We start from the raw sequence: 13,665 nt of genomic DNA on the forward strand, positions 1-13,665 counted from the left end.
TATGAGCGAATTTTTTTTGTCCTACATTTGTCTTATTCTAATAATGCTGCAAGTTAAAAACATATCATTCAGTTACGAAAAAAACTTTGTTCTAAAGAACATTGATTTTTCCGTTAATAAAGGGCAAAACCTTTCTGTAATTGGAGAAAGTGGTTCAGGAAAATCCACACTTTTAAGGTTGATTTATGGTGAATATGATTTAAATCAAGGGGAAATACTTTGGAATAATACTAAAATTTTAGGCCCAAAATTCAATCTTGTTATAGGTTATGATTTCATGAAACATGTAACCCAGGAGTTTGATTTAATGCCCTTTACTTCTGTTGAAGAAAATATAGGTAAACATTTGTCAAATTTCTTTCCTGTTGAAAAAAAAGAAAGAGTAACTGAGCTGCTTGAAGTTGTTGAACTTGCTTTGTTCTCAAAAATAAAAGTTAAAAATTTAAGCGGAGGACAAAAACAGCGCGTAGCACTTGCAAGAGCATTGGCAAAACAGCCCGAAATTATATTATTAGATGAGCCTTTTAGTCATATTGATAATTTTAAAAAACAATCGCTTCGTCGTAATCTATTCAAATATTTAAAAGAAAAAAATATTACTTGTATTGTTGCCACTCACGACAAAGATGATGTTTTAGGTTTTGCTGATAAAATGATTGTTTTAGGAGATTCAAAAATTATAGCAAATGACATCCCTGAACACTTATATAAAAACCCTAAAACACCACTAATTGCTTCATTTTTTGGTGAATTTAACCTTATTGATGACAAAATCGTCTATTCAAATCAACTAAAAGTGGTAGAAAAATCTAATTTAAAAGCCGTTGTAAATCACTCTTATTTTAAAGGGTATTATTATTTAATTGAAGCTAATTTAAATGGAGAAAAGGTGTTTTTTGAACACTCTAAATCAATTAAAAAAGGAGTAGCTGTGTTTTTAAGTATCTACTTATAAAACTTCATTAATTTCAAATTTTAAGTCTCTAAACGAAAAATTATCTCCTTTCGTTTTACCAATTAAAAGTTGGCCTATTGGTGTATTGGCAGAGATACAGTAATAATCTATATTTTCGATACGTATTTCGCCTGCGCTAATTGCTATAAAGTAATTTGCATTTGAAGTTATAATTAAACTCCCTAAACTAATTGTGCTACCTGCTTTATTTATATCAATCTTAGATATAATTTCGTTTAATTTTTGAATTTCGGCTAATTGTTGTCCTGCTTTTTCACGTTCAAGTTGTAGCATCGCTCGTCCTGTTTCGTGTTTATCTCCTGAACTGCTTTTAGTCTCAGATAATAATGAGTTTTGAATTTCGACTATTTGGTTTTGAACTGTTTGCAATCTAGCATCAATAAACTCGAGACAGTATCTGTATAGTTTTTGTTTGGTGTCTAGATTATTTATCATCCTTTGCTTCAAATTCTAGTGGTCCAAAATAACCCATTTGTCTTACTATCCAGTTTTTTCTGCCTTGTATATAATTTGTTGCTGGTCGTGCTTTATACACTCTTGGATTTGGTAGTATTGCAGCAATTGCTGCTGCTTCGCTACGCGATAGTTTTGTTGCTGGTTTCTTAAACCAATGTTGTGATGCGGCTTCAGCTCCATAAATTCCATCTCCCATTTCTATACTATTAAGATAGACTTCTAAAATTCGTTCTTTAGACCAAAACACTTCTATTAAAAAGGTGAAATAAGCTTCTAACCCTTTACGAAACCAACTTCTGTGAGGCCATAAAAACACATTTTTGGCTGTCTGTTGAGAAATGGTACTTGCGCCTCTAACTCTTTTTCCAGCTTTATTAAATTCGATAGCTTTTTCAATGGCTTTCATATCAAACCCATTGTGGTTTAAAAAATTCTGATCTTCACTACAAATAACAGCTAGTTTAAGATTTCTTGAAATTTCATCTTTTGATACCCAATCATGTTTTAATACTACCTCTTTGTCATCTTGATACTGTTGCGCACTTCTAATAACCATTAAAGGAGTCATTGGTACAGGAACCCATTTGAAAACTATAACCATGAAAATGGAAAATAAAAACATCCACATTATGGATTTTAAAATAAACTTGAAAAATCGTTTTATCATCTGTTATTTTATTAATTGTGCTAACTCTTTTCCTATTGTGCTACCAATTGCAATTCCCATTCCTCCTAGTCTAACACCACAAAACACATTGTCGCTTAATTGTTTTACTATTGGTTTTTTTTGGCTTCCAACTCCCATAATCCCACTCCAACTATAATCAACTTCAAAATCTGTATCTGGCAGAATAGTGGTTTTTAAAAGCTCTTCTAATTTGTTTTGAATTAAGGTTGTTTGGGTCATTTCTGTGGTTTCTTCGCCTTTAAAATCGAGATTTCTTCCTCCACCAAATAAAACCCTATTATCTATATTTCTAAAATAATAGTAGCCTTTATCTAAATGAAATGTGCCTTTTATTTGTAAGTCTTTAATGGGTTTGGTTATTAATACTTGAGCTCTAGCTGGCTTTACTTCTTCAGATATTAGCTTTGTTGCAAAACCATTTGTGGTAATAAAAAGCTTGTTGGTTTTTAACTCAAAATAATTTGTTTTTATATGCACCTCATTATTGCTCTCTTGAAAGTTTTCTACTTGTACTGTGTTTAATATTTTTATGCCTTTACTTAAAACTAATTGTGTTAAGGATTCCATCATTTTTCCAGTATCGATTTGACCTTCAAATGAATTATAACAATAGTTTTCTTTTATATTTTTAAAGTTAAAGCTGTTGCTTTTTAATGTGAATACATCATCTTTAAAGAGTGGAAAAAGTAATGAGTTAATTCGTTCTCGTTGTGATATACAATAGTTGTAAAATTCGTCATCTTTGTTAGAAAACAACTCATAGCCTCCTAATTGTTGGTATTCTATTGCTTTGTCCGAAAGTGTTTGACGCAATAATAACAAACCATCAAATCGTTTTTTTACAAGTTCTAAAACCTCTTCTTCGGTATGTGAATTTAAATCATCTAGTATTTCACTCAAACTTCCAAAACATGCAAATCCAGCATTTTTTGTGCTTGCGCCTTGTGGCAACACACCTCTTTCCAACACCAATATTTTAGCCTTCGGATAACGTTCTTGTAAATGTAATGCGCAGTTAAGACCAACTATTCCACTACCTACAATTGTAAAGTCTACATTTGTTAGCCAAGATTTTATTTCCCAATAACTGAACATCATTTATGAGTAAGGTACTAAAATTTGTGCTAATATATTGCTTTTAACAATTGCTCACACACTAGAATAATAATTGTATTAGCGAATTTATACTTTCGTCTTTAAGAACCATTTTCCCGTTAACATTTAAGGTTTTCTCTGTATTTAAATTTCCTTCAACTTTAAGAGTTAACAGCTTTTCTAAATAGGAGTTAATTATTGGAAAGTGATTCTGATCTTGTAACTTTTTAAAATCTACATCCAATAAAAAAAACTGCGGATTTGTAACTTCTAACTGGGTTGGGCTTTTATTAAAACTAGTACTTGCATGCAGTCCATTTTTAGTAGTGTCTGTCTTTATTTGATACAGAGGAAAGATTTCTTTATTTAGTTTACCATTATTAATAATTGAAGTGCTTTCTAAATAATTATAAAGTTTTGAAGGATTTCCTGAAAGTTGAATATTAATTTCTGGTACTTGTTTTTCAGAAGCGGTTAATGTTTCAACTTTTTCAAAATCATCATTATATTCATAAGTAACAACAGAGTCTATTTGTGTTGTTGATTTTGCCATTTCAATAGCAAAATTACCTTTGTAATAACTGTTAATACTATCTGATTTAATAGTAATGTCTTTGTATATTAATGGTTTACTGTTTTTAGAAACTAATGCATTAAGATAAAATTTTACACTGCTATCGTCAGAAAATTTAGAGTATGTTTTATCGTTGGGAATTTGTAGGTATTCTAGTAATGTGAAATCTCCTTTTAAATTAATTTCTCCATCATTAAAACGAAGCGTTAAAATATCATTGCCTGATAGATATGCTATATGCTCGTCAATATCTTTAAGTTTTGACACTAATACATCTCCTTTTTTAAGTGTCTTATTCTCGATTAAAATATCAATAAATACATCGTCTATATTCTCTTTACTTGGATTATAAACCAACACACATTGATTATCACTAAAAGCAATCTTTAATTTATTGTCTTTGTTTGTGGCAACTATTAGAGTTTGTAAATTTTGGAATTCGGTGATTTTAAGTTCGTTTTTAAGATAGTTCTTGAAACTCTCTTTATCAGAAATATTAAATGATGTAAAAACTGTAGTAGCATTTTTACCTTTTATAGTGTATAAAAAAACATTTGCTGGCAAGGAAAACCCTTTGTCTTTCTTTTCCTTAACTTCTAAAGTATCCTTTTTAGACTTACTGTTTTTGTAATAGTAGATAGGGTGTTTTATAGCATTATACGCTATAGTTTTACCGATTCCATCAATATTTACTTTAATAACTTTATCGGCATTTTTATGAATTGCATTTGTATAAGATTTATAATCTCTATACTTAAAAACACCTTTAAAAATTAAGAGCAGCACACTTATAATTATGGCTGCTCTAATTAGTATTTTTCTTCTCTTCATTAAAGGTTATTTAGAAAAGGTTTCTATAATATTGAATAGATATTTTAAAGCATTTTCTTCAGTTGAAGGAACCTCAATTACCATTTCGGCATCCATTGAATTACCTTTTATTTTAGATGATTTTATATAACCATCTTCAGTGTTGTTTAAAAACCAATTTAGCTTGTCAACCATATCTTTACTCATGTCTTCCATCGGTATTTTTGATGCTAATTGTTTTCCGTTTAAATAGGCTGAATAATTACTATCTAATAATAATTTTTTGTGCTTAGATGATACCTTTGCATCAAATGTGCCTTTAATAATTTTATTCATTTCTAATTCAGACGTTCCAATAAATACTATTCCGTCTTTAATAGCAAAAAAAACATCTAATGGGCTTTGCGGTATTGTTAAAACATAATAACCGTTTTCATAAGTAACTAATTGTTTTTTTATTGAATAGTTTATAAACTTATTAAGAAACCTTGCGTCTTCAGTAGATATCATTAACAAAAAATCTGGTACAGTTTCCGTTTTAGTATTCTCAATCTCTACATACTCATAATCATCATTATACTCATAAGTAGTGTACGTTACATCTCTCTGAGAAATTCCAGATAGTAAAAATAGCATATCACCAGGTAATACTTTAGAAACTGCTTCTTCATCTAATAAAAGTGAAAATAAATCTATTGCTAAACCTGCTTCTTCACCATAACTAGGCATACTGCTATATAGATTTTTCATGAGTTTTGGATATTCATCTAAAGCTGCTTTTGTGCTAATTGAATAACTCATATAGCCTATCATTCTATCTTCATTAATGTATTTTAGAAACTTTTTATTTAGCTTATTAGAAGTCATCTTTTTATAGCTTTCTGCCATTTCATCTGACATTGTATAAGTGGTAATTAATTGCAATTTATCTTTTTCTAAAAATAGCTTAGCTGTTAATCCAGAATCTGCATACATACTACCAAGGTTTAAACCTCCTAGTTGTCTATAGTACATTGAGCCAAATAAATTATCATATATAGAGCTAAAATCACTTATCCAAAGTGTTGCTTCTGCTTTGTCGTCTAGGCTCTTTAAATACGATTTGTTTTGAAGAATTGACTTACTTACTGGTTGTGATAGAAGCTCAATTGCTTTACTCATTGACCATTTTTTAGCAAGCTCTTTCTTTTTTGTGTAGTTTGAGTTATAGTAGTCATTATAATAACTGTAATCTTCTTCATCTTCATCTGTGTCTTCTTCATAAATTTCGGTAGATTCAATTACTGTTTCTTCTATCTCTTCTTCAACCTCTTCAATTTCTACTTCTTCATAAACTTCAGTCGATTCAATTACATATTCTTCTACTTCAACGACTTCTTCTGCTCCATCAATAAACTCTTCATAACTGCTATAGTCTTCAGATTCTAAACCATAACGGTTTATGACTTCTTCATTCTCAAAATAAAAATCATTTGTTGAGCCAATAACCATAATTAAAACAGAGTCGTTCCATACAATTGCTCCATCGTTTTGGTCTTTAAAAGATTTTACTCCATTTTGGTTAACAATTTCTTTATTGTTTTGGTCTTTTAGAAAAGACTCAAACTTATTAACATCCTTTATTGGAATGATAATCGTATTGTAGTTTATACTATCGTTAACTTGAAAAAAATAATGTGAAGATGCTCCTAAATTAAATCCAAAATCTTCTAAGGAGTTATATTTATTTTCTTTTTTAGAAACTTCTTTTAAGATTTCAGCACCAACAAAAGAGTTGTTTAACTCCTCCATAGACATTAGTTGTAGTAAATTATTGCCCTTAATTGTTGCTACTACTACTGCGTCATTTGGAATTTTGGTTGTTGTGTCTTGAGCTATTGCAAATGCAGAAAAGCATAGCATTAAGCTGCATAAAAGTTTTTTCATTTGGTTTGGTTTTGAGGTTATTTTTTTAGTTGAATTTGATTGTTTATATCTCCTTTTCCGTTTATAATATCTATAGCACTAATGCGTTGCATAACTGCTTTTTTTGATTTTGAAACTTTGGCCTGTTGGTTGTTTTGACTGGTTATTTCTTTATCAAATCTGTAAATAACAGTATAAGAAGCATCATCAAAAACCTTCTTGTTTTCTGCCTTGAGCCTGTTGTATTGTTTTTTTACATCACCTGTATAGCTATATTGTCTTTTAAAACTCCCTTTTGAGCTATCAAAAAAATAAGATGATAGAGGTGTTTTGTTTTTTTGTTTACTCCAAACCTCATTCGTCATCTTGTTTATGTTATCGATTTTTTTGAAATCACATTTCACTGAAAACACAAAATTATCGTAATCGGCAGTTTTTTTAATATTAGTAATCCCTTCTGCTTTCTTAAGCTCTAAAACAATATCATCTAATCCGTTTTGTATATCTTCTCTTGATGGTACTTTAAACCCATTAACAGAGTCTAAAAGCATTATTGAAGCTAATTTAGCTTTACTCTTACTCATGTTAAGTGTATATGCCATTGTACCAGAACCGTCACTTTTTAAGTCTACTTCTTCTATAATTTCAAAACAAGATGTAGTTGTGGATATTAAAGTAATTAGTAAACAAAATTTTAAATAGGTAAATATCTTCATTTGATGGCTTTTAAGAATTCAAATATAATGAAGCTTTTTTCTTATAGAAAGAAAAACTCCGAAATTGCTTTCGGAGTTTTTGTGTTAGTCTTCTTGTGGTGCTTGCATTTTAAAGCCTTCCATAAACTTAGTGGTATAATTACCTGCTAAATAATCAGGATGATCCATTAATTGTCTATGAAACGGAATTGTTGTTTTTATTCCTTCAATAACAAACTCATCAAGGGCTCTTTTCATCTTATTGATTGCCTCTTCACGAGTTTGAGCTGTTGTAATAAGCTTTGCAATCATAGAGTCGTAATTTGGCGGAATAGTATATCCAGCATATACGTGGGTATCTAAACGCACACCATGACCTCCTGGAGCATGAAGCGTAGTGATTTTTCCTGGTGAAGGTCTAAAATCGTTATAAGGGTCTTCTGCATTAATACGACATTCAATTGAATGTAAATTTGGTGTATAATTCTTACCAGAAATTGGCACTCCTGCAGCAACTAATATTTGCTCACGAATTAAATCGAAATCAATGACTTGCTCAGTAATTGGATGCTCAACCTGAATACGTGTGTTCATTTCCATAAAATAGAACTTACGGTGTTTATCAACCAAAAACTCAATTGTTCCTGCGCCTTCATAACTTATATATTCTGCTGCTTTAACTGCAGCTAACCCCATATCATTACGCAGCTTATCTGTCATAAATGGTGATGGCGTTTCTTCGGTAAGTTTTTGGTGACGACGTTGTACTGAACAATCGCGCTCTGATAAGTGACACGCTTTACCTGTAGAGTCTCCAACAATTTGAATTTCTATATGGCGAGGCTCTTCAATAAGCTTTTCCATATACATATCATCATTCCCGAATGCGGCTTTAGATTCTTGTCGTGCAGAGTCCCAAGCATCTCTTAAGTTTTCTGCTTTCCAAACAGCACGCATTCCTTTTCCTCCACCACCTGCAGTTGCTTTTAACATCACAGGATACCCTGTTTCTTTAGCAATTTTCTCACAATCTTCAAAAGATGCTATAATTCCATCACTTCCAGGTACACAAGGCACTCCAGCAGCTTTCATTGTGGCTTTAGCTGTTGCTTTGTCACCCATTTTAGAAATCATTTCTGGCGAAGCACCAATAAATTTTATACCATGCTCCTCACAAATTTTTGAAAATTTAGCATTTTCTGATAAAAATCCATAACCTGGATGTATCGCGTCGGCATTTGTTATTTCGGCAGCCGATATAATGTTAGACATTTTTAAGTACGAGTCTTTACTCGCTGGTGGACCAATACAAACTGCTTCGTCAGCAAACTTAACATGTAAGCTTTCTGCATCTGCAGTAGAATATACTGCTACAGTTTTTATGCCCATTTCTTTACAAGTTCTAATAACACGAAGTGCTATTTCACCTCTATTGGCAATTAATATTTTTTTAAACATAACTTTTGGTTTTAAAAATTTCAAATTCCAAGCACCAAATTCCAAATATTGGATTTTGAGATTTGTCTATTGGAACTTTTAAATGGTTATGATGGATCTACTAAAAATAATGGTTGATCGTATTCAACTGGTGATGAATCGTCAACTAAAATTTTAACAATTTTTCCAGATACTTCAGACTCTATTTCGTTGAATAACTTCATTGCTTCAATAACACAAAGCACATCGCCTTCTTTTATAGATTTACCTACCTCAACAAAAACTGGTTTGTCTGGAGATGGTTTACGATAAAAAGTACCTATAATTGGTGATTTTATAGTGATAAATTTAGAATTATCTTCTGATGTTGCTGAAGCCGGAGCAGCTGTTGTTGGTGCTGAAGCTGCAGGCGCAACTGTTTGAGCTACTGGAGCACTCATTGGTATTTGCTGAACAAATGTTGTAGTGTCTCTTTCTTCTCCACCAGTTTTAATGGTTATCTTTATGTCATCCATCTCTAATTTAACCTCACTTGCTCCTGACTTGGCTACAAACTTGATTAAGTTTTGAATTTCTTTTATATCCATAATTATTAATTTTAGTTGTTGTTATTGTTAGTTATTGTTTAGGAATTATAGGCCCAAGTTAAATAAATTGAACCCCAAGTAAAACCTCCTCCAAAGGCCGCAAAAATTAATTTGTCTCCTTTTTTGAGTTGAGATTCATAATCGTGTAATAGTAATGGTAAAGTTGCAGATGTTGTGTTTCCATACTTATGAATATTCATCATAACTTTACTCTCTTCTAGCTCTATTCTGCTTGCGGTAGCATCAATTATTCGTTTATTAGCTTGGTGTGCAACTAACCAAGCTATATCTTGTTTAGTAAGATTATTTCTATCTAATATTCTTTCAGCTACATCTGCCATATTAAAAACAGCATTTTTAAATACGGTTTTTCCGTCTTGAAACACATAATGTTTTCCTTCAGAAACGGCTTCTGGAGTAGATGGGTAAGATGAACCACCATAAGTAGCTTGTAAAAATTCTCTTCCTCCACCATCACTTCTTAAGAGCTCATCTTGTAATCCGAAGCCTTCTTGATTAGGCTCAAATAATGCTGCTCCAGCTCCATCACCAAAAATAATGCATGTGGCTCTATCTTTATAATTAATCATTGACGAATTTTTATCGGCTCCAATTAATAAAACTTTCTTATATCTTCCAGAAACTATGTAACTAGAAGCGACAGACATTCCGAATAAAAAACTAGAACATGCAGCCTCCAAATCGAAAGAAAAAGCATTAACAGCTCCAATATTTGTTGCTGTATATGCTGCTGTACTTGCGGCTTTCATGTCTGGTGTTGCTGTTGCAACAATAACTAAATCTATTTCTTTGGGATCTAATCCTGTCTTGTCGATTAGATTTTGAGCGGCTTTAATAGCTAAAAAGGATGTTCCTTTTCCGTCTTCTTTAAGAATTCTTCGCTCTTTAATTCCTGTTCTGGTGGTTATCCATTCGTCATTAGTATCGACTAAGGTTTCCAATATTTGGTTTGTCAATACATACTCTGGTACATATCCACCTATAGCAGTAATTGCAGCAGTGATTTTACTCATTATTTTATATTAATTTGACCGAAAATCGATTAAAATTCGCAAAAAAGCAGTGAATTTTAGTCTAATTTAAACAAAATTGGTCTAATTTGATGCAAAGTAAGTTGTTTTTAAGACTTTCAAAAATTAATCATAAAAAAAACGCTCAATTATGAGCGTTTTATTATATGCGTGCATAATAATTATGCTAAGTTTTCTTCTTTTTCAGAGTTATCTATAAGCACTTGACCTCTATAATAAAGTTTCCCTTCGTGCCAATGAGCTCTGTGGTATAAGTGTGCTTCTCCTGTTGTAGGACACGTAGCAATCTGAGGAACAGTTGCTTTATAATGTGTTCTTCTTTTATCTCTTCTAGTTTTAGAAATCTTTCTTTTAGGATGTGCCATTTTATATAATTATTTATCCGTTAATAGTTTTTTTAATGTATTCCAACGAGGATCAATTTCCTCTGTCTTTTCTTTTTCTTCTAAACCTTTTGGGCTTAACTCTTCTAACTTTTTAAGTATATCTGATTGTAATGTTCCGTCTGCAATACCTGGGTGAATACGTTTTGCAGGTAATGACAATACAATTAACTCATATATATATTGTGCTACATTAACCTCATACTCTCCATGTGGTATAATAAGGATGTCTTCGTTTTCGTCATTATACTCTTCACCAAACTTAACAACTAAATCAAAATCTGTTTTTATTTTTTGATTATAAGGCTCGTTTGTTGTGTCACAATTTACATTAACCATCCCTGAAGCTTGAAAATGTAACTCTAAAAGCGTGGTCTTTTTTTCAAAACCTAAATCTACTTTAATGTTTACATCATTAAACTCATCATACTCAAAATGTTCAAAGAACTTATTATCAATTTGATAATCAAAATGGTGCTTTCCTAATTTTAAACCTACAAACTGTATGTTGTACTCTTTTAAAGGCTTCATGGTCGCATTCATTTTGAGCCTGCAAATATATAAAATTTTTCTTTATTAAAAAGGTGTTATCAACAAAAAATGTTTATATCTTTTTAGAGGCTGTTTTTAAAGGGTTTTTTGATATTTTTTTATACTCTTTTCTGTTTTTAAAAACCTGAATTGCTGTAAAAACAGCTTCTTTAAATGAGCTTTCGTCAGCAATTCCCTTGCCAGCAATTTCAAAAGCTGTACCATGGTCTGGTGAGGTTCTTACTTTAGATAGGCCTGCTGTGAAATTTACACCTTCTCCAAATGTGATTGTTTTAAAAGGAATTAATCCTTGGTCGTGATAGGATGCTATAATAGCATCAAAGTTTTTGTAATTTTTAGAACCAAAAAAACTGTCTGCAGAATATGGACCATAAACTAATTTCCCTTTTTCTCTTATTTTCTCAAGTGTTGGCTTAACAACTTTATCGTCTTCTTCTCCTATAACACCATTATCTCCTGCGTGTGGATTAATCCCTAAAATTGCAATTCTTGGCTTATTTATTTTAAAGTCTTTAACTAGTGATTCGTAAACAGTTTCTACTTTTTCTGTAATTAATTTAGGGGTAATATGTTTTGCAACATCTTTAACAGGAACGTGATCGGTTAAAAGCCCAACCTTTAACTCGTCTGTTACCATAAACATGAGGCTTGTTCCACCAAGCTCTTTGGCTAAATAATTTGTGTGTCCTGGAAATTTAAATGAGTCTGATTGAATAGTAAGTTTGTTAATTGGTGCTGTTACCAAAACATCAATAGCATCGTTCTTTAATGCTTCTGTGGCTTTTTCTAATGATTTTACTGCGAGTTGTCCTATAAATTGATCCTCTTTTCCAAACTCAATATTTACATTGTCTTTCCAAACATTAAACACATTTACTTTTCCTTCAACTACTTGATTAATATCATTAATTCCGTGAAAATTAATAGAGCTGTTAAAGTGTTTTTTTAAAAAGGACATGGTTTTAATAGAAGCGAAGATTATTGGAGTACAAAATTCTAGCATTCGAGAATCTTCAAAAGTTTTTAAAATGATTTCTGTTCCAATACCATTTAAATCGCCTACCGAAATTCCAACTTTAATATATTCTTCTTTTTTCATTAAAACCTTATCTTTGTGTATATTTTACTATCGCAAATTTAACCATTTATTCGACATTATGTTTACTGGAATCATTGAAGATTTAGGAGTTATCACAAATTTAGTTTCCGAACAAGACAATCTTCATCTAACTTTAAAAAGCATTATAACCCCAGAACTTAAAATCGACCAAAGTGTGTCGCATAATGGTGTTTGCTTAACAGTTGTTGCTATAGATGGACTCAACTATACGGTTACTGCTATTAAAGAGACTCTTAACAAAACTAATTTAGGCTCTTTAAAGGTAAAGGATATTGTAAATCTGGAGCGCGCAATGAAACTTGGCGATAGACTTGATGGCCATATTGTACAAGGCCATGTAGACCAAACTGCTATTTGTAAATCTATTGATTCTCAAAAAGGAAGTTGGATATTTACTTTTGAATATGATGCTTCATTAAATAATATAACAATTGAAAAGGGCTCTATAACTGTTAATGGTGTGAGTTTGACTGTTATTAATTCTGAAAGAAACCAATTTAGCGTGGCAATTATTCCATATACTTTTGAGCACACAAATTTTAAGTTATTTAAAACTGGAGATATAGTCAATCTTGAATTTGATGTATTAGGGAAATATGTTCAAAAGCTACATAGTCTACAAAACTAGGCTTGACTATTTTTAACCGATTTAGCTTTTCTGTAAACTCCAAATGCTAAAGCCAATATTATAAGTATAGGCAAGCTACCATCAATAGGTAACCCTGGAGGTGGTGGTGGCGAAGGAGGAGGAGGCTCAACTCCTTGAGCGGAACATACAAAACTTATTAATACAAATAAGATTGAGGCTAAAATTTTCTTGTTTTGTATTCTCATTTTTATAAAAATGTATAATAAGCAAAAAACCGAAATAATAAATGAGAAAAAATATTTTTTTAAAAAATTTCTGTCAACAAAATTATAATTAAAATCCCTCACTTAAATAAAATAGTTCTTTGACTTGAAATATACTTTATAAAACAAATATATATAAATTTGTCTTAAAAAAGATATTTTAATTTTTAATTTGAAAATTCTAATTAAAACCAAACGTATTAATTAATAGCGTTTTATCAAATACACCTTCTTAGTTTTTATTCTGTTTTTAACTTATTGCTAGTTACGAAAATAATTACATAACGGTTTTATTTCAGTAAAATTATCTTAGATTTTATATTAAAAAACAGTATTAAGTCAGATAAAAACAAAAAAATCGTTTCAAACTAATGAAACGATTTATATTCTGTGGTCCCACTTGGGCTCGAACCAAGGACCACCTGATTATGAGTCAGGTGCTCTAACCAACTGAGCTATGGGACCGAAATTGGCTGCAAATCT

Annotated in this window: 15 protein-coding genes and 1 tRNA gene; 2 read left to right on the plus strand and 14 right to left on the minus strand. The window is 31.1% G+C overall.

The window, feature by feature from the left end:
* The first annotated feature begins 43 nt into the window (after window positions 1-43).
* Complete coding sequence (locus IEW41_RS11030) at window positions 44-955, plus strand: ABC transporter ATP-binding protein (protein ID WP_188606420.1); 912 nt, start codon at window positions 44-46, stop codon at window positions 953-955.
* Here the strand turns inward: IEW41_RS11030 and IEW41_RS11035 are convergent.
* The 12 genes from IEW41_RS11035 to pdxA all read right to left on the minus strand — a co-directional run bounded on the left by IEW41_RS11035 (window position 950) and on the right by pdxA (window position 12,309).
* A complete protein-coding gene (locus IEW41_RS11035) occupies window positions 950-1,411 on the minus strand; it encodes a 3-oxoacyl-ACP synthase (protein ID WP_188606421.1) in 462 nt (153 codons plus the stop codon). The two genes, IEW41_RS11030 and IEW41_RS11035, sit on opposite strands and share 6 nt — an antisense overlap.
* Window positions 1,401-2,099, minus strand: coding sequence for a monofunctional biosynthetic peptidoglycan transglycosylase (gene mtgA / locus IEW41_RS11040; protein ID WP_188606422.1), 699 nt, complete (start codon window positions 2,097-2,099; stop codon window positions 1,401-1,403). The genes IEW41_RS11035 and mtgA overlap by 11 nt, the downstream gene beginning before the upstream one ends.
* A gap of 3 nt (window positions 2,100-2,102) precedes the next feature.
* The gene (locus tag IEW41_RS11045; protein ID WP_188606423.1) at window positions 2,103-3,218 is read right to left on the minus strand and encodes an NAD(P)/FAD-dependent oxidoreductase; all 1,116 of its coding nucleotides are present in this window, start codon (window positions 3,216-3,218) and stop codon (window positions 2,103-2,105) included.
* Between the two features lie 58 nt (window positions 3,219-3,276).
* On the minus strand, window positions 3,277-4,620 hold the full coding sequence (locus IEW41_RS11050) for a hypothetical protein (protein ID WP_188606424.1): 1,344 nt from the start codon (window positions 4,618-4,620) through the stop codon (window positions 3,277-3,279).
* Window positions 4,621-4,626: 6 nt separating this feature from the next.
* Window positions 4,627-6,525, minus strand: a complete 1,899-nt coding sequence (locus IEW41_RS11055; protein ID WP_188606425.1) for a hypothetical protein — start codon at window positions 6,523-6,525, stop codon at window positions 4,627-4,629.
* A 17-nt stretch (window positions 6,526-6,542) separates the two neighbouring features.
* Window positions 6,543-7,220, minus strand: a complete 678-nt coding sequence (locus IEW41_RS11060) for a hypothetical protein (RefSeq protein ID WP_188606426.1) — start codon at window positions 7,218-7,220, stop codon at window positions 6,543-6,545.
* Window positions 7,221-7,304: 84 nt separating this feature from the next.
* A complete protein-coding gene (gene accC / locus IEW41_RS11065) occupies window positions 7,305-8,657 on the minus strand; it encodes an acetyl-CoA carboxylase biotin carboxylase subunit (RefSeq protein WP_188606427.1) in 1,353 nt (450 codons plus the stop codon).
* An 86-nt stretch (window positions 8,658-8,743) separates the two neighbouring features.
* Window positions 8,744-9,223: an acetyl-CoA carboxylase biotin carboxyl carrier protein gene (accB, locus tag IEW41_RS11070; RefSeq protein WP_188606428.1), complete on the minus strand. Its 480-nt coding sequence runs from the start codon at window positions 9,221-9,223 to the stop codon at window positions 8,744-8,746.
* A 38-nt stretch (window positions 9,224-9,261) separates the two neighbouring features.
* Window positions 9,262-10,257 carry a beta-ketoacyl-ACP synthase III gene (locus tag IEW41_RS11075; RefSeq protein WP_188606429.1) on the minus strand — a complete coding sequence of 332 codons (996 nt, stop codon included), beginning with the start codon at window positions 10,255-10,257 and terminating at the stop codon, window positions 9,262-9,264.
* Window positions 10,258-10,436: 179 nt separating this feature from the next.
* Window positions 10,437-10,640: a 50S ribosomal protein L32 gene (gene rpmF, locus IEW41_RS11080; protein WP_188606430.1), complete on the minus strand. Its 204-nt coding sequence runs from the start codon at window positions 10,638-10,640 to the stop codon at window positions 10,437-10,439.
* Window positions 10,641-10,649: 9 nt separating this feature from the next.
* The gene (locus IEW41_RS11085; RefSeq protein WP_188606431.1) at window positions 10,650-11,189 is read right to left on the minus strand and encodes a YceD family protein; all 540 of its coding nucleotides are present in this window, start codon (window positions 11,187-11,189) and stop codon (window positions 10,650-10,652) included.
* Window positions 11,190-11,262: 73 nt separating this feature from the next.
* Window positions 11,263-12,309, minus strand: coding sequence for a 4-hydroxythreonine-4-phosphate dehydrogenase PdxA (gene pdxA, locus IEW41_RS11090; RefSeq protein ID WP_188606432.1), 1,047 nt, complete (start codon window positions 12,307-12,309; stop codon window positions 11,263-11,265).
* A gap of 58 nt (window positions 12,310-12,367) precedes the next feature.
* Between pdxA and IEW41_RS11095 the strand changes: the two genes are divergently transcribed.
* The gene (locus tag IEW41_RS11095; RefSeq protein WP_188606433.1) at window positions 12,368-12,958 is read left to right on the plus strand and encodes a riboflavin synthase; all 591 of its coding nucleotides are present in this window, start codon (window positions 12,368-12,370) and stop codon (window positions 12,956-12,958) included.
* Here IEW41_RS11095 and IEW41_RS11100 read toward each other — a convergent pair.
* The gene (locus tag IEW41_RS11100) at window positions 12,955-13,164 is read right to left on the minus strand and encodes an Fjoh_0651 family PID-CTERM protein (RefSeq protein WP_188606434.1); all 210 of its coding nucleotides are present in this window, start codon (window positions 13,162-13,164) and stop codon (window positions 12,955-12,957) included. The genes IEW41_RS11095 and IEW41_RS11100 overlap by 4 nt on opposite strands.
* 409 nt (window positions 13,165-13,573) lie before the next feature.
* Window positions 13,574-13,647 (minus strand) — tRNA-Ile (locus tag IEW41_RS11105).
* Window positions 13,648-13,665: the final 18 nt, after the last annotated feature.

Source organism: Aquaticitalea lipolytica (assembly GCF_014641635.1).
In the GTDB taxonomy this organism is placed as follows: domain Bacteria; phylum Bacteroidota; class Bacteroidia; order Flavobacteriales; family Flavobacteriaceae; genus Aquaticitalea; species Aquaticitalea lipolytica.